At 70.9% G+C, this 23,885-nt stretch carries 15 protein-coding genes; 7 read left to right on the top strand and 8 right to left on the bottom strand.

Annotated features, from left to right (window positions below; genetic code table 11):
* Positions 1-302 precede the first annotated feature (302 nt).
* From HAV39_RS33715 to HAV39_RS33705, 3 genes are all read left to right on the top strand, one after another.
* Positions 303-3,182 carry a glycoside hydrolase family 3 protein gene (locus HAV39_RS33715; RefSeq protein ID WP_191843221.1) on the top strand — a complete coding sequence of 960 codons (2,880 nt, stop codon included), beginning with the start codon at positions 303-305 and terminating at the stop codon, positions 3,180-3,182.
* Positions 3,183-3,474: 292 nt separating this feature from the next.
* Complete coding sequence (locus HAV39_RS33710; RefSeq protein WP_191843220.1) at positions 3,475-4,521, top strand: LacI family DNA-binding transcriptional regulator; 1,047 nt, start codon at positions 3,475-3,477, stop codon at positions 4,519-4,521.
* A 286-nt stretch (positions 4,522-4,807) separates the two neighbouring features.
* Entirely contained in the window at positions 4,808-7,681 is a 2,874-nt protein-coding gene (locus HAV39_RS33705; protein ID WP_239120422.1) for a glycoside hydrolase family 9 protein, read from the top strand.
* Between the two features lie 51 nt (positions 7,682-7,732).
* On the opposite strand, the gene HAV39_RS33700 is transcribed toward HAV39_RS33705, so the two are convergent.
* The 8 genes from HAV39_RS33700 to HAV39_RS33665 form a co-directional block, all read right to left on the bottom strand.
* A complete protein-coding gene (locus tag HAV39_RS33700) occupies positions 7,733-9,340 on the bottom strand; it encodes a pectate lyase family protein (protein ID WP_239120421.1) in 1,608 nt (535 codons plus the stop codon).
* Between the two features lie 12 nt (positions 9,341-9,352).
* A complete protein-coding gene (locus tag HAV39_RS43425; protein WP_275413913.1) occupies positions 9,353-11,005 on the bottom strand; it encodes a pectate lyase family protein in 1,653 nt (550 codons plus the stop codon).
* A 157-nt stretch (positions 11,006-11,162) separates the two neighbouring features.
* On the bottom strand, positions 11,163-12,521 hold the full coding sequence (locus HAV39_RS33690) for a pectate lyase family protein (protein ID WP_239120420.1): 1,359 nt from the start codon (positions 12,519-12,521) through the stop codon (positions 11,163-11,165).
* Between the two features lie 178 nt (positions 12,522-12,699).
* Entirely contained in the window at positions 12,700-13,815 is a 1,116-nt protein-coding gene (locus HAV39_RS33685) for a Gfo/Idh/MocA family protein (RefSeq protein WP_191843219.1), read from the bottom strand.
* Between the two features lie 22 nt (positions 13,816-13,837).
* The gene (locus HAV39_RS33680; protein ID WP_308440868.1) at positions 13,838-15,196 is read right to left on the bottom strand and encodes a mannitol dehydrogenase family protein; all 1,359 of its coding nucleotides are present in this window, start codon (positions 15,194-15,196) and stop codon (positions 13,838-13,840) included.
* On the bottom strand, positions 15,193-16,473 hold the full coding sequence (locus HAV39_RS33675; RefSeq protein WP_191843217.1) for an enolase C-terminal domain-like protein: 1,281 nt from the start codon (positions 16,471-16,473) through the stop codon (positions 15,193-15,195). Before HAV39_RS33675 ends, HAV39_RS33680 begins: the two co-directional genes overlap by 4 nt.
* On the bottom strand, positions 16,470-17,942 hold the full coding sequence (gene uxaC, locus HAV39_RS33670; protein ID WP_191843216.1) for a glucuronate isomerase: 1,473 nt from the start codon (positions 17,940-17,942) through the stop codon (positions 16,470-16,472). Before uxaC ends, HAV39_RS33675 begins: the two co-directional genes overlap by 4 nt.
* Positions 17,933-19,246, bottom strand: a complete 1,314-nt coding sequence (locus tag HAV39_RS33665) for a Gfo/Idh/MocA family protein (protein ID WP_191843215.1) — start codon at positions 19,244-19,246, stop codon at positions 17,933-17,935. The genes uxaC and HAV39_RS33665 overlap by 10 nt, the downstream gene beginning before the upstream one ends.
* Before the next feature lie 247 nt (positions 19,247-19,493).
* On the opposite strand from HAV39_RS33665, the gene HAV39_RS33660 reads away from it, so the two are divergent.
* The 4 genes from HAV39_RS33660 (at position 19,494) to HAV39_RS33645 (ending at position 23,884) form a co-directional block, all read left to right on the top strand.
* A complete protein-coding gene (locus HAV39_RS33660) occupies positions 19,494-20,540 on the top strand; it encodes a LacI family DNA-binding transcriptional regulator (RefSeq protein ID WP_191843214.1) in 1,047 nt (348 codons plus the stop codon).
* 5 nt (positions 20,541-20,545) lie between these two features.
* Positions 20,546-21,910 carry an ABC transporter substrate-binding protein gene (locus HAV39_RS33655; RefSeq protein ID WP_239120419.1) on the top strand — a complete coding sequence of 455 codons (1,365 nt, stop codon included), beginning with the start codon at positions 20,546-20,548 and terminating at the stop codon, positions 21,908-21,910.
* A 157-nt stretch (positions 21,911-22,067) separates the two neighbouring features.
* Entirely contained in the window at positions 22,068-23,051 is a 984-nt protein-coding gene (locus HAV39_RS33650; RefSeq protein WP_373311681.1) for a carbohydrate ABC transporter permease, read from the top strand.
* The gene (locus HAV39_RS33645) at positions 23,051-23,884 is read left to right on the top strand and encodes a carbohydrate ABC transporter permease (protein WP_191843213.1); all 834 of its coding nucleotides are present in this window, start codon (positions 23,051-23,053) and stop codon (positions 23,882-23,884) included. The genes HAV39_RS33650 and HAV39_RS33645 overlap by 1 nt, the downstream gene beginning before the upstream one ends.
* Position 23,885 lies beyond the last annotated feature (1 nt).

Below are 23,885 nucleotides of genomic sequence, written 5' to 3'. Positions count from 1 at the left end.
CGCTGCTGAGCCACCCGTCGATGGACCGGGACGGACCGGGCGTGGGAACGCTCCCTTGACGACGACCGGCGGACACGGTAAATCTCTGGCGTACTCCGTTGCGACATCAGGCAGAAACACGTGCCAGGCGAAGTCTTTTCCATCGATCGTCGAAGCGCTTCGAATCTGGATCGGACTGAACTGCTGAAGAACAGGCGGAACTTTCGGGATCCATTGTCGAAGCGCTTCGACTGACAGCACCGCCGCACCGCCCACTCCACGACGCACCTTCCGACCGTCCGCCCAGACGAAGGAACCCGGCGATGAACTTCCGCGACCCCTCCTCCCCCGTCCCCGACCGCGTCGCCGACCTCCTCGGCCGGCTCACCCTCCCCGAGAAGATCGCCCTGCTGCACCAGCACCAGCCACCCGTCCCCCGGCTGTCGGTGGGCGGGTTCCGCACCGGCACCGAGGCGCTGCACGGGCTCGCCTGGCTCGGCGAGGCGACGGTGTTCCCACAGGCGGTCGGCCTCGGCGCGAGCTGGGATCCGGACCTGGTGCGCCGGGTCGGCTCCGCGGTCGGCGACGAGGTGCGGGCCAGCCACCACAAGGACCCGTCCGGGGCGGGGCTCAACGTGTGGGCGCCGGTGGTCAACCCGCTGCGCGACCCGCGCTGGGGCCGCAACGAGGAGGGCTACAGCGAGGACGCCTGGCTGACCGGGCTGATGGGGCAGGCGTACGCGCGCGGACTGCGCGGCGACCACCCCGTCTACCTGAAGACCGCCCCGACGCTGAAGCACTTCCTCGGCTACAACAACGAGAACGACCGCTGCGTCAGCTCCAGCAACCTCGGCCCCCGCGTGCTGCACGAGTACGAGCTGCCCGCCTATCGCCCGGCGATCGAGAGCGGCGCGGCGGTCGCGGTCATGGCGTCGTACAACCTGGTCAACGGCCGTCCCGCGCACGTCAGCCCGCACCTGGCCGACGACCTGCGGTCCTGGACAGGCGACGAGGTGCTGGTGGTCTCGGACGCGTACGCGCCGAGCAACCTGGCCGACCCCGCCCAGCAGGCCTACTTCCCCGACCACGCGACCAGCCACGCCGCCTCGCTGAGGGCCGGGGTCGACAGCTTCACCGACGCCGACGCGAATTCGCACGTCACCATCGGGCGGCTGACCGAGGCCCTGGAGCGCGGACTGATCACCGAGGCCGATGTGGACACCGCGGTGCGCCGCGTGCTGACGATCCGGATGCGGCTGGGCGAGTTCGACCCGGCCGAGGCCAACCCGTTCACCAGCCTCGACCCCGACACGGTGAACTGCCCCGCGCACCAGGCATTGGCCCGCGAGGCGGCGACCCGCAGCATCGTGCTGCTCAAGCAGGAGTGCCGGCTGCTGCCCTTCGACCGCGCGCAGGTGCGCCGGGTCGCCGTGGTCGGGCCGCTCGGCGACCAGCTGATGGCCGACTGGTACAGCGGCACGCTGCCCTACCAGGTCACCGCGCGCGCCGGGCTCGCCGCCCGGCTCGGCGCGGACCAGGTGGCCTTCGCCGAGGGCACGGACCGCGTCGCGCTGCGCCTGATCGGCGGCGGCTACCTCGCGGTCGCCGACCCCGCCGGGGCACGTGGAGCCGGGGCGGACGGCGCGGAGGCGCCGGCCACCGAGGCCGCACCGGTGCGGCGGGCGTTCGCCGATCCGCACGGCTTCGACGTGTTCGACTGGGGCAGCCACCCCGGCCCGGCGGGGCACCACGGCACCAGCGTGCTGGCCCTGCGCTCGGCCGCCAACGGGCGGCACCTGACGGTGCGCGACAACCTGCTGGTCGCGGACGCGCCCGGCCCGCACGGGTGGGACGTGCACGAGACGTTCCGGCTGGTCGAGCGGGCCGACGGCACGCTGTCGCTGCACCACGAGCTGACCCGCAGCTACCTGGTCGTCGGCGAGGACGGGGTGGCCGCGGTCGGCGCGACCTTCGAGCAGGCCAGCCGGCTCCAGGTCGAGGTGCGCCACAGCGGGGCGGAGCAGGCCGCCGCCGTGGCCGCCCAGGCGGACGCCGTGGTCGTGGTGCTCGGCAACCACCCGCTGGTCAACGGGCGCGAGACCGAGGACCGGGAGAACCTGTCCCTGCCGCCCGCGCAGGAGGCCCTGCTGCGCGCGGTGTACGCCGCCAACCCGCGCACCGCCCTCGTCCTGACCAGCAGCTACCCGTACGCGATCAGCTGGGCCGACGTGCACCTGCCCGCGGTGCTGTGGAGCAGCCACGGCGGCCAGGAGTTCGGCCACGCGCTCGCCGACGTGCTGTTCGGCGATGCCGAGCCCGCCGGGCGGCTGCCGCAGACCTGGTACCGCAGCCACTGCGAGCTGCCCGACCTCTACGACTACGACATCATCACCAGCGACGCGACCTACCTGTACTACCGCGGCACCCCGCTGTACCCGTTCGGGCACGGCCTGAGCTGGGGCGAGTTCGAGTACAGCGCGGTCGGCCTGGACTCCGACACGATCGACGCCGACGGCACGGTCACCGTCACGGTCGAGGTGGCCAATGTCGGGCAGCGGCCCGGCGAGGAGGTCGTCCAGCTCTACACGCACCAGCAGCGCTCGCGGGTGAAGCAGCCGCTGCGGCGGTTGCGCGGATTCCGCCGCGTCCGGCTCGAACCCGGCGAGCGGGCCGTGGTCAGCATCGAGCTGGCCGCCGCGGACCTGTCCTTCTGGGACGTGACCACGGGACGGCCCGTGGTCGAGGCGGCCCGGCACAAGGTGATGGTGGGCCGCTCGGCGACCGACATCCGCGGGTGCGCCACGCTGACCGTACGCGGCGAGCGCATCGGCGCCCGCCGGCTGCCCGGTCCGCTGCGCGCGATCGACCATGACGAGGCGTGTGCCGTGGTGCTGGTCGACGCCGCCCCGGAGCGCGGCGACGCGGTGCGCGCCACCGACGCGGGCGCCTGGCTGTCGTTCGGTGCGACCGACCTGACCGGCTGCGACGAGGTCGTCTTCGCCGTCGCGGGCGGCGCGGGCCGGGTGGCGCTGATGGCCGACGACCCACTCGACGGCGAGGTGCTGGCCGAGGCGGTCGGCGCGGGTGCGGGCCGGTACGCGTACCAGAAGATCAGCTGCCCGCTGAGCACATCCGGCCGGACCGACCTATACCTGGTCTACGACGCACCGGGCATCATCGTCAGCGAACTCGTCTTCTCATGAGCGAGCTTCGCGAGCGAATCAGCAGGCTCGGTGATGCTGCCGACGAGCGCAGCGAGGAGAAGGCATGAGCGAGCTTCGCGAGCGAATCAGCAGGCTCGGTGATGCTGCCGACGAGCGCAGCGAGGAGAAGGCATGAGCGAGCTTCGCGAGCGAATCAGCGGGCTCGGTGATGCTGCCGACGAGCGCAGCGAGGAGAAGGCATGAGCGGACAGGTCATGATGTCGGTTCCCGGCGCGGGCGACGAGGGCGGAGCGGGGCGGGCGTGAACGGGAGCAGCGGGGAGGTGCCGCCGATGAGGAGCCGGCCGCGGCGGTCGTCCCAGCGCGACGGCGTGGTGACCATCGCCGACGTGGCCCGGCACGCGGGCGTGTCCACCAGCACTGTGTCGTACGTGCTCAGCGGCAAGCGGGCCATCTCCGCCACGACCAGCGCCCGGGTGCACGCCAGCATCCGCGCGCTGGGCTTCCACCCGCACGCGGGCGCGCGCTCGCTGGCCAGCAAGCGGTCCAGCGTGATCGCCCTGGTGCTGCCGCTGCGGCAGGGCATGCACCTGCCGGTGCTGATGCAGTTCGCCACCGCGGTGGTGACCAGTGCCCGGCAGTACCACCACGACGTGCTGCTGGTGACCGCCGACGAGGGTCCGGCCGGGCTGCGCAGGGTCGCCGCGGGCGCGATGGTGGACGGCCTGGTGCTCATGGACGTGGAGATGCACGACCCGCGGGTGCCGACGCTGCGGCGGCTGGAGCGGCCCAGCGTCCTGATCGGGCTGCCCGCCGACTCGGCCGGGCTGACCTGCGTCGACCTGGACTTCCACCGCGCGGGGGCGGTGTGCGTGGAGCACCTGGCCGCGCTGGGGCACCGGGAGGTGGCACTGCTCGGCGCGCCGCGGGTGGTCTACGACCGGGACACCGGCTTCGCGCACCGCACCCGGGACGGGTTCGTGGAGGCCGCGAAGCGGCTGCGACTGACGGCGTACGCGCAGCCGTTCGAGGAGCACCCGCAGGCGGTGCAGGAGTCGCTGGCTCAGCTGCTCGCCCACCATCCGGGGCTGACCGGCCTGGTGGTGCACAACGAGGCCGCGGTGGCGCACGTGCTGAGTTCGCTGCGCGCGCTGGGCCGCCGGGTGCCCGACGACGTCTCCGTCGTCGCGATCTGCCCGGACGAGCTGGCGGAGCGCTCGTCACCGACCCTGAGCTCGGTGCAGATTCCGGCCGAGGACGTCGGCCGGCAGGCGGTGGAGCTGCTGATGCGCAAGCTCGACGAGCGCACGGTGCCGCCGGCCACGCTGCTGCCGCCGATCCTCACCCATCGCGCCAGCACCGCGCGGGCCGCGGCCTGACGCCACACCGGCAGCGTCCACAACGCACCTGGTCAGGCCATGACCATTGGCGGGCAGGGACTTCGGCGAAATCGGGGCTTCACAAGACGGCAACCGCGCGGTTAAATCGTGCTTGACAGAGATGGGAGCGCTTCCATCGATGTCGACCGAAACGTACAGGAAAGCCCTGACTAACCCACCGCACCGCGAACTGCGATAGCGGTGGGGCGGATGCGCCCACATCCGCCCCACCTGTGCCCTACCGCAGCGACTCGCGTCGCGCGGCTCCACGGACAGGAGAATCCTAGTGCCTACCCACAGTGACGGCATCCGCCCTCCGGGCCGGTGGCGTCGGTTGTTCGCCGGAGCCTGCGGCGTCCTCATCGTCAGTTCCCTGGCGACCGGCCTGTCCGCAGCGCCCGCCCAGGCCGCCGGTCAGTACAACTACGGCGAGGCGCTGCAGAAGTCCCTGTTCTTCTACGAGGCGCAGGCCGCCGGGCCCAAGCCGTCGTGGAACCGGGTCTCCTGGCGCGGCGACTCCGCCCTGAACGACGGCTCCGACGTCGGCGTGAACCTCACCGGCGGCTGGTTCGACGCGGGCGACCACGTCAAGTTCGGCTTCCCGATGGCGGCCACGGCCACCATGCTGGCCTGGGGCGCGGTCGAGTACCGGTCCGCCTACTCCGCGTCCGGGCAGCTCACGCCGCTGCTGAACAACCTGCGCTTCGTCAACGACTACTTCATCAAGGCGCACCCGTCGGCCAACGTGCTCTACGGGCAGGTCGGCAACGGCGGCACGGACCACCAGTGGTGGGGTCCGGCCGAGGTGATGAAGATGGCACGGCCCGCGTACAAGATCGATTCCAGTTGCGGCGGCACGGACCTGGCGGCGGAGACGGCGGCCGCGATGGCGGCGGCCTCGATGGTCTTCCGGCCCACCGACCCGACGTACGCGAACACCCTGGTCAGCCACGCCCGCCAGCTGTACACCTTCGCCGACACGGTGCGGCGCAAGTACAGCGAGTGCATCACCGACGCGAGCAGCTACTACAACTCGTGGAGCGGGTTCAACGACGAGCTGGTCTGGGGCGCGATCTGGCTGCACCGGGCCACCGGCGAGGCGGCCTACCTGAGCAAGGCCGAGTCCTACTACGCCAACCTGGGCACCGAGCCGCAGTCGAGCACCCACTCCTACAAGTGGACGCACGACTGGGACGACAAGACCTACGGCTCGTACGTGCTGCTGGCCAAGCTCACCGGTAAGCAGCAGTACGTCGACGACGCCAACCGGTGGCTCGACTACTGGACCGTCGGCGTCAACGGCCAGCGCATCACCTACTCCCCCGGCGGACAGGCCTGGCTGCAGCAGTGGGGTTCGCTGCGCTACTCGGCGAACACCGCCTGGGTCGCGTTCGTGTACGCCGACTGGATCAGCGACGCCACCCGCAAGACGCGCTACCACGACTTCGCGGTCCGGCAGATCAACTACATCCTCGGCGACAATCCGAACAACCGCAGCTACGTCAACGGCTTCGGGGCCAACCCGCCGCGCAACCCGCACCACCGCACCGCGCACGGCTCGTGGACCGACCAGCTGACCAGCCCGACGAACAACCGGCACGTGCTCTACGGCGCGCTGGTCGGCGGGCCCGGCTCGGCCAATGACGCCTACACCGACGACCGGCAGAACTACCAGATGAACGAGGTCGCCACCGACTACAACGGCGGCTTCACCTCGGCGCTGGTACGCATGTACAGCGAGTACGGCGGCACGCCCCTGGCGAGCTTCCCCCCGACGGAGACGCCCGACGACGCCGAGCTGTACGTCGAGTCCGGGCTGAACACCACCGGCACCACCTTCACCGAGGTCAAGGCGCTGGTCTACAACAAGTCGGCGTGGCCCGCTCGGGCGCTGTCCAACGGCTCGTTCCGGTACTACTTCACCCTCGACGGGTCGACCACGCCGAGCCAGATCAGCCTGTCGGTGGCGTACAGCCAGTGCTCCACGCCGACCGGGCCGACCCAGCACAGCGGCAACGTGTACTACGTGACGATCTCCTGCGCCGGGCAGAACATCATCCCGGCCGGGCAGTCCGACTGGCGGCGCGAGGTGCAGTTCCGGATCACCAGCTCGGGCACCTGGGACGTCGCCAACGACTGGTCCTACCAGGCGACCATGGCCCGCAACAGCAAGATCACGCTGTACGACGGGACCACCAAGGTGTGGGGCGACGCGCCCGGCGGCGGCACCCCGGACACGGTCGCGCCGAGCACGCCCGGCACCCCGGCCGCGTCCTCGATCACGTCCACCTCGGCCACCCTGAGCTGGACCGCGTCGACCGACACCGGCGGCAGCGGCCTCGCGGGCTACCGCGTGTACCGCGAGGCGGGCACGACCGACGTCCTGGCCGGCTCGCCGACGACGAACTCCTTCGCCCTGACCGGCCTGACCGCCTCGACCTCGTACACGTACTACGTGGTCGCGGTCGACGGGGCCGGCAACACCTCGACCGCGTCCTCGCCGGTCACCTTCAGCACCACCGCGCCGCCCAACGACACCACCGCGCCGACGCAGCCGGGCACGCCGACGGCCTCGTCGATCACGTCTTCGTCGGCGACGCTGAGCTGGACCGCCTCCACCGACAGCGGCGGCAGCGGCCTCGCGGGTTACCGGGTCTACCGCGAGGCGGGCACGACCGACGTGCTGGCCGGCTCGCCGACCACGAACTCGTTCGCGCTCACCGGCCTGACCGCCTCGACCTCGTACGCCTACTACGTCGTCGCGGTCGACGGCGCGGGCAACACGTCCACGGCCTCCTCGCCCGTCACGTTCACCACCTCGGGCACCGGCGGCGGCGCGAGCTGTGACGTGGCATACCTGATCGAGAGCCAGTGGCCCGGCGGCTTCAGCGCCAAGGTCACCATCAAGAACACCGGCACCGCAGCGATCAACGGCTGGACGCTGACCTACCCCTTCCCGGCCACCGGGCAGGCGGTCAGCAGCGGCCACAGCGCGAACTGGTCCCAGAGCGGCCTCAACGTCACCGCGACGAACCTCTCCTGGAACGCCAACCTGGCCCCGAACGCCTCCGCCACCATCGGCTACAACGGCCTCTGGACCACCAGCAACCCCGAACCCACCACCTTCAAAATCAACGGCGCCACCTGCACGGTCAGCTGAAAGGAAGGGCACCTGCACAACGCTCCGCGTTGTGCAGGTGCCCTTCCTTCATCAGATGCGGCCGGTGCCGGCGCCGGACGTCACGATCGACTTGATCGAGGACGCCGCTTGGAGCGTGTAGGAGTAGGGGATGCTGTTGACGGAGCCGCCGCCGCTGGCGGGGCTGCCGGAGCCGACGAAGTAGTTGTTGCGCTGGACGATGGCGCCCACCGGCGAGTCCGCGTAGCCGACCGCGGTCGGCTCGTCGACGTCCTCGAAGTAGTTGCCCTCCACGAGCACACCCGCGCCGCAGGTGGAGGCGACGCCGTACTCGTTGCCGCGGTAGTAGTTGTTGTAGACGTGCACCGGGTTGCCGAAGCGCACGCGCGGGTGGCGGGTGCCCGAGCCGTCGAACCAGTTGTGGTGGTACGTGACGCGCAGGTGGCCGATGTCCTGGCTGCCGTTGTCGTCACTGTGGCCGAGCAGCATGCTCTTGTCGTGGTTGAAGATGCGGTTCCACGACACGGTGATGTAGTCGGAGCCGCGCTTGATGTCGATCGCGCCGTCGTAGCCGTTGCTCAGGCTGTTGTGGTCGATCCACACGTGGTGCGAGCTGGTCTCCACGTTGATCGCGTCGTCGTCCCAGTCCCGGAAGTTGATGTTCCGGATGATGACGTTGGAGACGTTGCTCAAGGTCAGGCCGCCGCCGACCAGGGTGGCGTTGGAGCCGACACCCAGGATCGTCTTGTTCGAGGCGACCTTGTTCATGCCGCTGATGCTGAACGTGCCGGAGAACGTGATGGTCTTCGTCCCGGATGAGTTGATCTCGCTGAGGAACTGGGACGCGCTGGTCACGTTGACCGTGCTGCCGCCCGCACCGCCGCTGGTGGAGCCGTTGACCGTCGCCCAGCCGACCAGGCCGCCGGCCGGGGGCTGCGGGCTGCTCGGCACGGACGGCGACGCCGACGGGGGCCGCGGTGAAGCAGACGCCGACGGCTGCGGGCCGCCGGTGGTCGGAGCCGGGCCGGCCGCGTCGCTGACCACGACGTCGTCGAACCGGGCCGTGGCGTACGACGTCACCAGCACGATGCGCCCCGCGCCGAACTGGCTGTTCGAGCCCGACGCGACCTGGTTGCCGTTGACCCAGCCGGTCAGCGTGGATCCGCTGGCCGTGAGCTGCAGGGTGTACCAGGTGCCGGTGCTCACGGTCAGGTTCACGCCGCCGATGACGGTGACGCTGCTGCCGTTGACCGCCTGCAGCTCGGCCCGCCCGGAGTTGAGCAGGGCCAGCTGGTAGCGGGTCGACGAGCCGGTGGACCGCGCGCCGAGCGCGGCGTAGCGGCCGGAGCCGGAGAAGCCGGTCGGCTTCACCCGTGCGGTGACGGTGTAGTCGGTCCACGAGGTGCTGCCCGCGAACTGGCGGGCCAGCTCGCTGTCGACCTTGCCCTGCTGGAAGGTGCCGGTGCCGTCGGTGACCACGGACCAGTCGCCGCCGGACTTGGACCAGCCGGTGGCCGATCCGCTGTTGAAGTTGTCGGAGAACAGCGTGGCGGCTATGGCGACGCCGCCGGTCAGGTTCAGTAGCGCTGTCATCACGACGGCCAGTGCAACGGTGGCGGCGGCGGTCACCAGACCGGCTCGCCTGGCGCGGTGCGCGCCCGGGCTGTGCGCGTGTCGCATGGAAGATCCTCCTCAGATCTTTCCGACGCCGGCGCCGGCCATCACGATGGCCTTCACGTCGGCGGGGTTGTCCAGCACGTAGCCGTAGTAGGCGCTGGGCTCCTCGACGGTGCCGGAGCAGTCGGGGGCGCCGGGCTCGTTGCCGGTGTAGACGTTGTTGCGAGCCACGCAGCGACCGCCCGGACCTGCGTAGCTGTTCGTGACGGGCTCCTCGACGCTCTCGAAGTAGTTGCCCTCGACCACGCAGCCCGCGTCGGTCTGGCAGGCCACGCCGACGTCGGTGTTGTGGAAGTAGTAGTTGTTGTAGACGTGCACCGGCTCGCCGTAGCGCACGCGCGGGTTGCGCTGCGGGGTCTCGTCGAACCAGTTGTGGTGGTAGCTGACCTTCAACCGGCCGGTGTCCTGCAGGTCGTCGGCGTCGTCGCGGCCCAGCAGCATGTTCTTGGCATGGTGGTGGGTGTGGTTCCACGAGATGGTCACGTACGACGAACCGCGCTTGACGTCGATCAGACCGTCGTAACCCTGGGCGAGGTCGTTGTGGTCGAGCCAGATGTGGTGCGAGAACATCTGGACGTTGATCGAGTCGTCGCTGGCGTTGCGGAACATCATGTTGCGGATGATCACGTTCTGCACCGCGTTCGCGGGCGGTGACGTGATCGCGTCGTCGATGGTCAGGCCGATGTTGAAGCCGCCGCCGGAGATGCCGGAACCGGAGCCGACACCGATGATCGACTTGTGCGAGCTGACGTTGTACATGCCCGCCGGGATCGTGATCAGGCCCTTGACGCAGATGTTGAGCGGGCCGGCCTGCGCGATCGCCGCGATCAGCTCGGCGGCGGTGTCGACCTCGATGGTCGCGCCGCCCGCGCCGCCGGTGGTGCCGTTGCGGCCCCAGGCGTTCACGGCCGCGAAGCCGACCGGGCTGCCGCCGGTGTTGCACGTGCCGGGCGGCGGTGGTGAGCTGCTCGGCGACGGCGACGGCGACGGGGGCTGCTGCGAACCCGACGGGGTGGGCGTGCCCGGGCCGGCCGTGTCGGACACCGTCACGTCGTCGAACGCGACGCTGGCGTACGACGCCATCAGGCCGATCCTGCCGGCGGAGAAGGTGCTGTCGGTGGCCGCCGCCACCTGCGCGCCGTTGACGTATCCGGTCAGCGACGAGCCGAACGCGTCGAGCCGCAGCGTGTACCAGGTGCCCGGCGACACCGCGACGCTCGCGGTGGCCAGCGTGGTGACCCCGCCGCCGGAGACCCGGCGCAGCTGGGCCGTGCCGGAGCCGGTCAGCACCAGCGAGTAGTAGTTGGACAGGCTCTGCAGCCGGGCGGCCACGCCGACCGAGCGGGTGCTGTTGCCGAAGGCGATCGGCTTGACCCGGGCCGAGACCGACTGCCCGGTCCAGGTCGCGCCGGCCTGTGCCTTGGCGTCGGCCCCGGTGCTGGTCTGCCGGTAGACCTGGCTGCCGTCGGCCGTCACCGCCCAGCTGCCGCCGGATTTGGACCAGCCGGTGGAGTTGCCGTCTTCGAAGTTGTCCGAGAACAGCGTCGCCGCGTACGCGGTCCCGCCGAACCAGGTTGCCCCGAGCGCCACGACGAGGGCTGTGCAGCCCGCGCCGAACGCCGCGGCCAGTCTGCGGCGCCGTGGAGCCGCGCGCATGGAGATGGACATGAGCGATACCTCCTTGGGAGGAACCGCACCCGGTGGTCCGGCACGGGTGTGCCGGAGGGCGCCACCAGGGTGCGGGAGCTCTGTTGCCGTCGGCGGACCTTGCCACCGCGGCGGCGGTGTCCGGCGGCCGGGCAGGGGTCGACCGCCGGACACCGGGTCAGCGGGCGCCCAGCCGGCCGGCGCCGGAGAGCAGGGTGGCCAGCGGCACCGCCCAGCCGGGCAGCGGCTGGTACGCGCGCAGCGTCGGCGTCCAGCCGGCGTCGGCGCCGAAGTCGGGGTCGTGGGCCGTGTTGTACGCCGCCAGCAGGTTCAGCGGCCCCGGGCGGCCGTTGCCGACCCGGCCGAAGCTGCCGCGCTCGGTGACGGCGGTGCCCTTCCAGTCCTTCAGCACCCGGTCGGCGGTGATGCCGTCGGTCAGCGTGAAGTGGTTGTTCTCCAGGTACACCGCGGACTGGATGCCCAGGCCGACGCTGTAGTCGTAGAACTCGGCGATGCGGAACGTGTTGTTGTACACGTCGACCTGGCCGAACCGCACCCGCGGGGCGCGCTGGCCGACCCCGTCGAAGATGTTGTGCCGCAGGGTGACCCGCAGCTTGCCGACGTCCGGGCCGACCGTGTCCGAGGAGCCGATGAGCATGGTCTTGTCGTGGTGGGTGAACACGTTCGCCGACACGGTGACCAGGTCCGAGGTGTGCGTGATGTCGCACGCGCCGTCGTGCACCTGCCACGGGCGTCCGAAGTAGACCGGCTGGTTCGAGTCGGGGTTGTCGCCGTCGCTGAAGGTGTTGTGGTCGATCCACACGTTCGTCGAGCGGCGCACCGAGACCAGGTCGTACTCGGAATTCCAGTTGCCCTCGGCGCCGTCGGTCGGCCGCCAGCGCGGGAAGCAGTCGGCCGCGTCCTCGAAGTTCAGGTTGCGGACGATCACGTTGTTGCCGCCGTCGATCATCAGGGTGAGGTGGCGCAGCGTGGCGTCGCCCAGGCCCAGGACCGTCGTGTTCGGGCCGACCTTCAGCTCGGTGCGGGCCCGCTGGTTGGCCACCGAGCGCACCCGGGCCTGCTCGATCGGGCCGCTCGGGTCGGTGGCCCGGCCCCAGACGGCCGGGTCGTACGCGGCGAGGTAGCTCTCCAGCGTGTAACCCGGGTCGGCGAGGTCCGCACAGGTCAGCGCCGTGCCGTCGGCGGTCTTCAGGCCGTCGATGACACCCTCGACGAAGACGATCTTCGGCTCGGCGCCGGTCAGTGCGGCGGCCAGCTCGTCGCGGTTGCGCGCCACGAACACGTGGGCGTCGTCGGCGGCGGAACCGCCCGTGGTGCCGGCGCCGGAGGCGGCCCAGCCGTCGGCTGCCGCGAGCGGCTGCCGGGCGAGCTGCCGCGCCCACCAGCCGGGGCCGCTGGGGTCGCCGGTCGCCGCCGCGGGCGACGCGCCCGTCAGCAGCAACAGGACGCCGAGGGCGGATCCGGCGACCGCCCGCCGGACCCGGCGGCGACCGACCACACTGTCTCGCATTCGCATCGCGCTCTCCATATGTATCCGATGTGTTACCTCATCAGGAACATAAGAAGGCGGCTACAGTGAAGTCAATGGATTGCAATAGCAGCTTTGTTGCAGCGATTAATGCACAGTAACCCCTGCTCCAGCCCCTGAAAGAGCTGGATGCAGCGGCTATTCAAAAGGGTCTTGCCGCGCTTGTTCAGCCGTTTGCAGTCCTGTCCGGACCGTTTGCACCCCACGGCGTGGAAAGCTCGTTCATCAGGGCCCCCTCGGCGGCGCAGCGGCGCAACACCGCGTTCACCCCGACCAGTGTCCGGTGCCCGCCGTCGACCGCCAGCGCCCGCGGCGCGACCTGATAAGGCGGTGTGGCCACCCGCAACTGCTCGATGACGGTGGTGAACGCGGCGGTGCGGGCGAGCCCGGACAGCAGCGGGGCCCCGGTCGCGCGGTGCGCCAGCAGGTTCTCCAGCAACGACTCCCGCCCCTCGACCAGCACGGCAGCCGGGTCGGCGGGCAGCCGCAGCAGGTCGGAGCGGAAGGCCAGCTCGGCGACGCCGCGGTCGCCGTACACGGTGAGCTCGCCGTCGACGTGCTCCTCCCCCGCCAGCGTCACCGCGACGAGCACCCGCGCCCCGCCCGCCAGGGTGACGCGCAGCGTGGCGGTGTCCTCGACCTCGATCGGGCGCACCCGCAGCCAGTCGATCTCTACCCGGAGCACCGGCGCGTCCAGCACCGCCAGCGTCTGCATCACGGCGTGCGCGAACGGGTTGGCCAGCGCGCCGTCCAGCGACGGCCGGCCGTCGACGGTGCGCCGCCCGGACCAGGGCGAACGCGACCAGTACGCGTCGTCGCGCCGCCAGCAGCCCAGCACCGAGATCTGGCGCACCGTGCCGAGCTCGCCCGCGGCGACCGCCGCGCGCAGCCGCACCAGGGCCGGCGAGGCCAGCGACTGGAAGCCGACCTGCACCACCCGGCCGGTGGCGTCCTGCTCGGCCAGCAGCGCGTCGTGCTCCGCCCGGTCGAGCACGGGCGGCTTCTCCAGCAGCACGTCCGCACCCGCGCGCAGCGCGTCGCGGGTCAGCGCCAGGTGCGTGTGCGGTGGCGTGCACACGATGACCACCTCGGGCTTCGTCTCGGCGAGCAGCGCGGCGTGCTCGGTGTAGACCGGTACGCCCTCCGGCGGGTCGACCACCGGCCGGGTGTCGGCGAGCGCCACCAGCCGGACCAGGCCGCGTTCGGCGAACTCGGCGACATGCCGCCGGTGGTGCATCCCGTGCCCGTTCGCGCCGATCAGCGCCACCGATGTGGCCGTCATGCCGTCCTCCTTCGCGCCACTGTCACCGCACCGCCGTCCGGACCAGGTCCGCCGCGCCGTGCGTGGACAGTGCGGTGCGCCATGCCTCGATCATGCGGCGGTGGGCCGGATCCGGCACCTCGAGCACGCCGCCGGGGCCGAACAGGGCCTCGGTGCTCAGGTCCGCACGAACCTCGGCGGCCCGTGGGTCGTCCAGCGGCAATGCCTGTCCGGCGTCGCCCGTGCCCTCCGCGAACCTCGCCCAGGCGGCCACGATCAGCGTGGCCAGGGCCGGATCGGCGACGCTGTCGAGCACCGACAGCACCCGCTGCGGCAGCTTCTGCGTGCCGTCCAGGGCCACCTGCAGGCAGCGGTGGCCGAGCCGGGCGTTGGCGAACCGCTCCAGCGCCGCGTCGCCGTACTGCGCGACGGTGACCCCGTCCGGCGGCGTCATCGAGGCCGCGACCTCGGTGGCGACGTACCGGCGCAGCAGGTCGGCCATGCCGGGCAGGGCCAGCGCCTCGGCGATGCTCTCGCAGCCCGCCAGCGCGCCCAGGTAGGCCAGCGCGCTGTGCACGCCGTTGAGAGCACGCAGTTTGAGGTGCTCCCACGGCGTGACGTCGCCGGTGAGCACCGCGCCCGCCGCCGCCCAGTCGGGGTGCGCCCCGGCGAAGGCATCCTCGATGACCCACTGGTGAAACGGCTCCCCGGCCACCGCGGCCAGGTCACGGGCCCCCAGGCAGCGCTCGGCGGTCGCCAGCGTGGCGGCCGTCGTGGCGGGCACGATCCGGTCCACCATGCTCGACGGGCAGCGCACCGAGCTCTCGAACCACTCCCGCTGCGCGTCGGGGATCATCCCCGCCAGCAGCTTGCCGAGCACGACGCCGTTCGACGGCAGGTTGTCGCAGCTGAGCACGGTGATCGGGCCGCTGTCCGCGCGGGCGCGGGCGACCAGGCCGTCGATCAGCAGCCGCGGCACCGCCGCGTCGGGCGCGTACGCCTTCTCCGTCACGGTCAGCGTCACCACCCGTATCGCCGGGTCGGCCAGCAGCGCCACCACGGCCTCGGGGTCGCTCGCGGCGTGCACCGAGCCGGTCAGCGCACCCAGCACCCGGGTGCGCTCGGCCGACGCGTCGAGCGTCACCACGCTGTAGAGGTGGTCCTGCGCCCGCAGCGCCTCCAGCACATCCCGCGAGCGCGGCGCGACCGCCACGATGCCCCAGTCGCCACCGCGCGCAGCCATCGCCGCCTCGATGTAGACGGCCTGGTGGGCGCGGAAGAACGCGCCCAGGCCCAGGTGCAGGATGCCGGCCTTCGCCTCGCCCGGCAGCACGGCCGGGCGGCTCTCGGCGGGCAGCCGCGACAGCGTCGCCCGGCCGAGCCGGGTCGCGGGAACGGTCATCGCCATGTCGGTCCGTCCGGGAAGGAGAACTCGGCGATCGACTCCGGCTTGAAGGTGACCGAGTAGCCGGGCTTGCTCGGCAGCTGGTAGCGGCCGCCGACCACGGTGATCGGGTCCTCGAAGTGCTCGTGCAGGTGGGCGACGTACTCCACCATCCGGCCGTCCAGCGAGCGCCCGAGCCGCAGGTAGTCGAAGATCGACAGGTGCTGCACGTACTCGCACAGCCCTACGCCGCCGGCGTGCGGGCACACCGGCACGCCGAACTTCGCGGCCATCAGCAGGATCGACAGCACCTCGTTGACGCCGCCGACCCGGCATGCGTCGATCTGGCACACTCCGATCGCGTCGGCCTGCATGAGCTGCTTGAAGATGACCCGGTTCGCGGCGACCTCGCCGGTGGCGACCCTGATCGGCTGCACCGACCGCGCCACGGCCGCATGCCCGAGCACGTCGTCGGCGTGCGTGGGCTCCTCGATCCAGTACGGGTTCACCTCGGCCAGCACCGCCATGTTGGCGATCGCCTCGTCGACGTCCCAGACCTGGTTAGCGTCCATCATCAGCAGCGCGTCCGGGCCGATCTCCTCGCGGATCAGCCGCGCACGGCGGATGTCGTCCTCGATCGGCCCGCCGACCTTCATCTTCATCGCCCGCCAGCCCTGCGCGTACGCCGCCCGGGTCAGCTCGCGCACCTGCTCGTCCGGGTAGCCCAGCCAGCCCACCGACGTGGTGTACGACGGGAACCCGTCGCGCTCCAGCACGGCCAGCCGCTCGGCGTAGCCCTCGTCCTGGCGCAGCAGCTCCAGCGCCTCGGCCGGGGTGATCGCGTCGGTGATGTGGTGGAAGTCGACGCTGGCCACCAGCTCCTCGGCCGGCATCTCGGCCAGCAGCCGCCACATCGGCTTGCCCTCGGCCTTGGCCCGCAGGTCCCACACCGCGTTGACCAGCGCACCGGTCGCCATGTGGATGACGCCCTTCTCCGGGCCCAGCCAGCGCAGCTGCACGTCGGCGGAGAGCGACCGCCAGAACGCCACCGGGTCGGCGAAGATCTCCTCCAGCGTGCGGCCGACGACGTGGTGCGCCAGTGCCTCGATCGCCGCGCAGGCGATCTCGTTGCCGCGGCCGTTGGTGAAGGTGAAGCCCGCGCCGAACAGGCCGGACTCGGTGTGCAGCTCGACGTACGCGGCGGAGTAGTCCCCGCGGTTGATCGCGTCCGAACCGTCGCCCGCAGCGGCGGTCGGGAAGCGTACGTCGTGCACCTTGGCGTCGATGATTTTCATGACTGTCCTACTCGGAAGATCTTCTTGGGCAGGTGGTATGCCAGGTCGGCGATGGTCTCCGCGGCCTCGTCGAGGCCGAGGCGGTGCTCGGCGACCAGGCGCGCGAGGAAGCCCGCGTCGACCCGGCGGGCCACGTCGTGGCGCACCGGGATGGAGCAGTACGCGCGGGTGTCGTCGACGAACCCGGCCGTGTTGTAGAAGCCGGCGGTCTCGGTGACCCCCTCCCGCCAGCGGCGCAGCGCCTCCGGCGCGTCGAGGAACCACCACGGCGCGCCGACGAACATCGCCGGGTAGCCGCCGGCCAGCGGGGCCAGCTCGCGGGTGAAGGTGTACTCGTCCAGCGTGTAGACGACGACCCGGAACCGCGGGTCGTGCCCGAACTCGTCCAGCAGCGGCCGCAGCGCGTTGGTGTACTCGGTGGCCACCGGGATGTCCCCGCCCACGTCGCGCCCGTGCGTGCGGAACAGTGCCGCGTTGTGGTTGCGCGACGAACCGGGGTGCAGCTGCATCACCAGTCCGTCGTCCAGCGACATCCGGGCGAACTGCATCAGCATGTGCGCCCGGAACGCCTCGGCCTCGGCCGGCGTGGCCGCCGGACCGGAGGTCACCGGAGTGCCGTCGGGCGTCACCGCCAGGCCGTCCCGCAGCACCCGCTCGAACAGGGCCTGCGCGTCCACGGGGGCCAGCTCGCCGGTCGCCGCGGTCGGGTGCCCGTGGTCGGAGCAGGTCGCGCCCGCCGCGATGAAGTCGAGCCGCCGCTGCCGCAGCGCGGCGAGGTAACCGTCGTAGGTGCCGGTGTCGAGGCCGGTGATCTCGCCGAGCCGGACCACCCGGGCGGCCCAGTCGGGCCAGTCCATGTCGACCAGGTCGTCCGGGCGGAACGTGGTGATCACGCGCCCGCCGGGGCCGCCCCAGCCGTCCGCGGCCAGCTTGGCGTGGCGGGACAGGTCGTCCAGCGGCGACTCGGTGGTGGCCAGCACCTCCAGGTTGAACTTGGCGAACAGCGCCCGCGGCCGGTATTCCGGCTGCTCCAGGCGTGCGGCCAGCTCGTCGTACACCCGGTCGGCGGTCAACGGCCCGAACGGGGTCTCGATGTCGAACACGGTCTTGAAGGTCTGTTCCAGCCACAGCCGCGACGGCGTGCCCCGGAACAGGTGCCAGTGCTGGGCGAAGGTGCGCCAGATGGCCCGCGGGTCGGTCTCGGTCGGGCCGCCGTCGACCCGCGGCACGCCCAGCCGGTCGGGCGTCACACCCTGACTGAGCAGCATGCGGGTCACGTAGTGGTCGGGCACGATGATGAGCCGGGCCGGGTCCGGGAACGGCGCGTCCTCGGCCAGGATGCCGGGGTCGACGTGGCCGTGCGGGCTGATCAGCGGCAGGTTCCGCGCGTGCGTGTAGAGCTCCCGGGCGATCGCCCGGGTACGCGCCTCCGCCGGGAACAGCAGGTCGTCCACGTCCGTCACTCCCATTCCGAGATGTCGAGCAGTTCCGCCACGTCCACGCTGCGCCCCGAGGCGATCGACGCGTTCGCGGCCAGTCCGGTCAGCAGCGAGCGCGCGCCGTCGAGCGCCGTCGCGGACCGGTGCAGCGGGTCGGCGTCGCCGCCGAAGAGCACCCCGGTCATCCGTACGTCCGCACCGCCGTGGCCCTGCCGGTCGTACGCCGCCACCGGCACCTCGACCGGCGGCTCCCAGTACCGGCGCAGCCGCAGCGAGACGCTGCCGGACTCGGCGGCCGCCTCCACGCCGTGCAGCGCGGCCGAGTGGCCCTTGACCGCGCCGGCCACCCCGGGTGCGACGTGGTCGGACTCGACGATGTCGAGTTCCAGCCGGCCCCGGCTGCCGTTGAAGGCGATCCGGTAGCCCTCCCAGGGGGAGTACGCGGTGAGGTGGTAGGACATGGTCGCGCCGCTGGCGTAGCGGACCAGCACCGCCATGTCGTCCTCGATGTCGGTGCCGGGCGCGAACACGTTCATGTCGCGGTGGTACCCGTCGTGGGACTCGGCATCCAGGTACAGCTCGGCCAGGTTCGGGTTGTCGGCCAGGTGCAGCGCGAACGGGTCGCCCTGGGCCGCGCTCGCGCCGTGGGCGCGGGTGTAGTCGCGGGCGTAGCCGTGGCGGGCGCCGTTCTCGCCGTACAGGAACAGCCGGCCCTCGGCGGTGACCCGCACCGGCGTGCTGTTCAGCCACCAGTTGACCAGGTCGAAGTGGTGCGTCGCCTTGTGCACCAGCAGCCCGCCGGAGTTGGCCCGGTCGCGGTGCCAGCGGCGGAAGTAGTCCGCGCCATGGCGCACGTCGAGCAGCCACTCGAAGTGCACCGAGCCGATCTCCCCGATCGCGCCCTCGGCCAGCAGCGTGCGCACCTGCTCGTGCACCGGGTGGAAGCGGTAGTTGAAGGCGACCCCGACCATGCCGTCGTTGCGCCGCACCGCCTCCAGGATGCGCCGGCACTTGCGCACATCCACGGTCATCGGCTTCTCCGTCACCACCGCGCACCCGGCGTCCAGCGCGGCGACGATGTACTCGTCGTGCGTGGCGTCGACGCTGCACACCACCAGGGTGTCGACGCGCTCCTTGGCCAGCATCGCCGGCACGTCGCCGGCGTCGTAGGCCGCGGCGGGCGGAGCGCCCGCCGCCTGCAGGCGGCGCTGCTGGGCGGCGATCCGAGCGGGGTTGACGTCGGCTAGTGCGACAAGCTCGCCGTGCTTGGTCAGGGCTTGGGCGAACATCTGCGCTCGAGCCCCGGTCCCCACGATCGCGTACCGCGTGGTCATCCGGCCTCCTGGGCCTCATGCGACTACAAACGTTTGCAGCAGAACTAACCATCGCGCTCCGATCGCGTCAATGGCTGCCCCGGAATCAGCCTTGATTGTCCCGAATTTTCCCACTGCCGATGCCACCAAGGTCCACTGTCGAAACCAGATCGACATCTTCGACCGTTGACACCGTCGCAACCGTTTGCATTAATGGGTCACCACCGTGATAGCCAACACAGGATCGCGTGTACACAAAGGAGTGCAGGTGCCGGCCACTATCCGCGATGTCGCCAAGGCCAGTGGCGTGCACGTCTCCACCGTGTCCCGCGCGTTCAGCGCACCGCAGTTGGTGAACGCCGAGACCCGGGCCCACGTGCTCGCCGCGGCGGAGCTGCTGGGATACCGGCCCAACCGGGCCGCCCGCGCGCTGATCACCGGGCGCACGCACAACATCGGGCTGATCGTGGCCGACATCGCCAACCCGTTCTTCCCGCCGCTGATCAAGGCGGCGGAGAGTCATGCCCGAGGCCGCGACTACCACGTCTTCGTCGCCGACACCAACGAGGACCCCGGTGTCGAGGAGGAGCTGGTGCTCGCACTGGCCAAGCAGGTGGACGGGGTGCTGCTGTGCAGTCCCCGCATGAGCAACACGCAGATCGAGCAGCTGTCCCGCGAGGTCCCGCTGGTCGTGGTCAACAGGCCGGTGCCCGGTCTGCCCGCGGTCGTGATGGACGTCGCGCAGGGCGCCCGGCTCGCGATGGAACACCTGGTCGGCCTCGGCCACCGCGAGATCGCCCTGCTGGGCGGCCCGCGCGGGTCCTGGACGAACCGGGAGATCCGCCGCGCGGCCACGCTGGCCGCCCGCACCGCCGGGGCCGAGCTGGTCGTCCTCGGGCCCAACGCGCCCACCGAGGAGAGCGGGTCGGCACAGGCCGAGGCCGTGCTGCGGGCCGGCGTCAGCGCCGTGCTCGCGTACAACGACCTCATGGCCGTCGGCCTGATCGACGCGCTCGACCACCGCGGGGTCAAGGTGCCGGATCAGATCAGCGTCGTCGGGATAGACGACACCGCGCTGAGCCGCCGCACCCGCCCCATGTTGACGACGGTGGCCACCCCCACGGCGGCCGCCGGACGGGCAGCCGTCGACATGCTGCTCCAGCATGGCGACGACCGCCGCACCACCGCACTGGTAACGCTCCAGACCGAGTTGGTCATCCGCGACTCGTCAGGCCCGGGCCCGCATCGCACTGCGGGCCCGGGCAGGCGGCAGCAACCGCCCATTGACGGTGTCGCTTCCGAGAGCAGGGAGTGAAAGCTATGCACCCAGCGACACCCGCGCCGGCCGACGAGCCGACGCAGCACAACGGTAGCCTGCCGGCGGCCGGTTGGAATCGCCGCCACCTGCTGCGCATGCTCGCCGGAACGGCCATTGCCGTTCCCGCGGCCGGCCTGCTGGCCGCCTGCGGCGGCGAGGAGGAGCCGGCGGTCGACCCGAAGGCGCCGGTCACCGTCTCCTTCTTCTGGTGGGGCGGCGAGGCCCGCGCGAAGCTGACCGAGGAGGCGCTGAAGCTCTACACGAGCAAGCACCCCAACGTCACCATCACGCCGACCTGGCAGGCCTTCACCGGCTACTACGACAAGCTCGCCACGATCTCGGCGGGTGGCAACGCGCCGGACATCTTCCAGATCGACGACAACGGCCTGGCCGAGTACGCCGGCCGCAACGTCACCCTGGACCTGTCCAAGTACACGGCGAACAAGAAGATCGACGTGTCGAAGCACCCCGAGAGCCTCACCAAGTACGGGCAGCTCGGCGGCAAGCAGGTGGCCATCGCCACCGGCGAGAACACCCCGGCGATCATCTTCGACAAGACGAAGCTGACCGAGCTGGGCATCGAGGCGCCGCAGATCGGCTGGACGTACGAGCAGATCATCACCTGGGGCGCCGGCGTCACCACCAAGGCCGGCGGCAAGTACTGGGGCCTGATGGACCCGAGCTCGGACTACAAGGCGCTGTGGCTGTGGCTGCGCGCCCAGGGCAAGGAGTTCTACGACGGCCCCAAGATCGCCTTCAGTGAGGCGGACCTGACCGCGTGGTTCCAGCTGTGGGTGGATGCCCGGACCAAGGGCGCGACCCCGCCGGCCGACATCTGCCACGAGGCCGTCACCGGCAGCGTCGCCACCCAGCTGGTGGTCACCAAGAAGGCCGCCGTGTCGTTCATGTGGTCCAACCAGCTCTCCGAGATGCAGAAGGCCACCAAGAACGACCTCGGCATGACCGCATACCCGGGCGACCCGAAGGGCCAGTGGGCGCGCGCGTCGACCTACTGGGCGGCCTCGCGCACCACCAAGGCGCCCGACGTGGTGGCCGACATCATCAACTTCCTGGTCAACGACGTGGAAGCCGGCAAGATCCTGGGCGTGGACCGGGGCCTGCCGAACAATCTCGACGTGCGCAAGGCGGTCTCCGACGCGCTGACCGACCAGAAGATGAAGGACACCGTCACCTTCGAGAACGAGATCACGCCGAAGTTCGGCCCGGCCCCCGCGCCGCCGCCGAAGGGCCACAGCGGCCTGCGCAACACGCTGCGCGACATCGCCGAGACGGTGTCGTACGGCAAGCAGACCCCCGCGGCCGCGGCCAAGCAGTTCTTCACCGAGGCAGCCGCCGCTCTGGCGTGACCTGACGCTGGTGGGACTCCCCGGCGGCCCGCGGTACAGGCGGGCCGCCGGGACCATCCGCCGGCGGACACGGGCCCGGCCCGGCCGATCCCGGGCCGGGGCCGGGCCCGTTCCATTTCGCCGTTCATCGATCTCGTTTCCTGGAAGGGGACCGCGCGTGGCACTCACCACGGCCTCCCGTCCGGCCCTCCCGGTTCCGGCGTCAGCGCCGCCACCGGCGCGCGGCCGGCGCAAGAACTACGCCGCCCGCCGCTCCGAGGGCCTGGCGGGCTATGTCTTCCTCTCCCCGTGGCTGATCGGCCTGATGGCGATCACCGCGTTCCCGATGCTGCTCTCGCTCTACCTGAGCTTCACCAACTACGACGTCCTGTCGAGCTGGGAATTCGTGGAGTGGGTGGGCTTCGACAACTACAAGAAGATCTTTACCCTGGATCCGACCTTCTGGCAGTCGGTGCGGGTCACCCTCACCTTCGGCCTGATCGCGATCCCGCTCAAGCTGGCCGCCTCGCTGGGCGTGGCCCTGCTGCTCAACCGGGAACGGCGCGGCGTCGGCCTGTTCCGCAGCATGTTCTACCTGCCGTCGTTGCTCGGCGGCTCGGTGGCACTGGCCCTGGTCTGGGTCGCCATGTTCAACGGCGAGGGCGCGTTCAACGCCGGCCTGAGCCTGTTCGGCATCGAGGGCAAGAACTGGATCAACGATCCGGACTGGGCGCTGGCCACCCTGATGGTGCTCACGGTGTGGCAGTTCGGCGCCCCGATGGTCATCTTCCTGGCCGGCCTCAAGCAGGTGCCCACCGAGCTCTACGAGGCCGCGCAGGTCGACGGGGCCAGCAAGCGCCGGCAGTTCTTCCACATCACGCTGCCGATGCTGTCGCCGGTCATCTTCTTCAACCTGCTGCTGGAGACGATCAACGGCTTCCAGGGCTTCACCTCGGCGTTCGTCATCAGCAACGGCACCGGCGGCCCGCTGGGCGCCACGAAGCTCTACACCCTGCACATCTACGACAAGGCCTTCACCGACTTCCAGATGGGCTACGCCTCGGCGCTGGCCTGGATCTTCCTGGCGGCGATCGGCCTGATCACGATCGTCTTCTTCAGCACCGGCAAGTTCTGGGTGCACTACTCGGACGGAGAGAACTGATGGCCCGCGTACGTGGATGGGTGCGCGTGCTGGCCCTGCTCGGCGTGCTGGCGATCGTGCTCTACCCGCTGATCTGGGTGCTGGGCTCCTCGCTGAAGTCGCCGACCGAGGTGAGCAGCAACCTCTCCGTCTGGCCGCAGGAACTGACCTGGTCGAACTACTCGGACGGCTGGAGCTACATCCCCGGCGTCAGCTTCGCCCGGTTCTTCGGCAACAGTATGGTGATCTCGCTGGCCACCGTGGTCGCGAACGCGGCGTCCTGCCTGGTCACCGCGTACGCCTTCGCGCGGTTGCGGTTCTGGGGCCGCAAGGGCTACTTCGCGCTCATGATCGCGACGCTGCTGCTGCCCGGCCACGTGCTGATCGTGCCGCAGTACGTGCTGTTCAGCGAGTTCGGCTGGATCGACACCCCGCTGCCGCTGATCCTGCCCAAGCTGCTGGCCACCGAGGCGTTCTTCATCTTCCTCATGGTCCAGTTCATGCGGGGCATCCCCCGCGAGCTCGACGACGCCGCCAAGATCGACGGTTGCGACCCGTACCGCACGTTCTGGCACGTCATCCTCCCGCTGTCGCGGCCGGCCCTGATCACGACGGCGATCTTCTCCTTCATCTGGACCTGGAACGACTTCTTCACCCAGCTGGTCTACCTGCCCAGCGTGCCCAGCTACACCGTGCCGGTGGCGCTGCGGCTGTTCATCGACTCCAGCGGGCAGACCTCGATCGGGCCGATGCTGGCCATGTCGGTACTGTCCCTGCTTCCGGTGTTCCTGTTCTTCCTGGGCTTCCAGCGCTTCCTGGTCCAGGGCATCAACACCAGCGGGCTGAAGGGCTGAA

The sequence above is a fragment of the Catellatospora chokoriensis genome (assembly GCF_011297315.1).
Classification (GTDB): Bacteria; Actinomycetota; Actinomycetes; order Mycobacteriales; family Micromonosporaceae; genus Catellatospora; species Catellatospora citrea.
Note: the sequence above shows the minus strand (reverse complement) of the source record. Positions and strands in the feature narration are given on the sequence as shown.

Coding starts and splice junctions, on each gene's coding strand:
- HAV39_RS33715 (WP_191843221.1), top strand. CDS start 303: ATGAACTTCCGCGACCCCTCCTCCCCCGTCCCCGACCGCGTCGCCGAC.
- HAV39_RS33710 (WP_191843220.1), top strand. CDS start 3,475: ATGAGGAGCCGGCCGCGGCGGTCGTCCCAGCGCGACGGCGTGGTGACC.
- HAV39_RS33700 (WP_239120421.1), bottom strand. CDS start 9,340: ATGCGACACGCGCACAGCCCGGGCGCGCACCGCGCCAGGCGAGCCGGT.
- HAV39_RS43425 (WP_275413913.1), bottom strand. CDS start 11,005: ATGTCCATCTCCATGCGCGCGGCTCCACGGCGCCGCAGACTGGCCGCG.
- HAV39_RS33690 (WP_239120420.1), bottom strand. CDS start 12,521: ATGCGAATGCGAGACAGTGTGGTCGGTCGCCGCCGGGTCCGGCGGGCG.
- HAV39_RS33685 (WP_191843219.1), bottom strand. CDS start 13,815: ATGACGGCCACATCGGTGGCGCTGATCGGCGCGAACGGGCACGGGATG.
- HAV39_RS33680 (WP_308440868.1), bottom strand. CDS start 15,196: ATGACCGTTCCCGCGACCCGGCTCGGCCGGGCGACGCTGTCGCGGCTG.
- HAV39_RS33675 (WP_191843217.1), bottom strand. CDS start 16,473: ATGAAAATCATCGACGCCAAGGTGCACGACGTACGCTTCCCGACCGCC.
- uxaC (WP_191843216.1), bottom strand. CDS start 17,942: ATGGGAGTGACGGACGTGGACGACCTGCTGTTCCCGGCGGAGGCGCGT.
- HAV39_RS33665 (WP_191843215.1), bottom strand. CDS start 19,246: ATGACCACGCGGTACGCGATCGTGGGGACCGGGGCTCGAGCGCAGATG.
- HAV39_RS33655 (WP_239120419.1), top strand. CDS start 20,546: ATGCACCCAGCGACACCCGCGCCGGCCGACGAGCCGACGCAGCACAAC.
- HAV39_RS33645 (WP_191843213.1), top strand. CDS start 23,051: ATGGCCCGCGTACGTGGATGGGTGCGCGTGCTGGCCCTGCTCGGCGTG.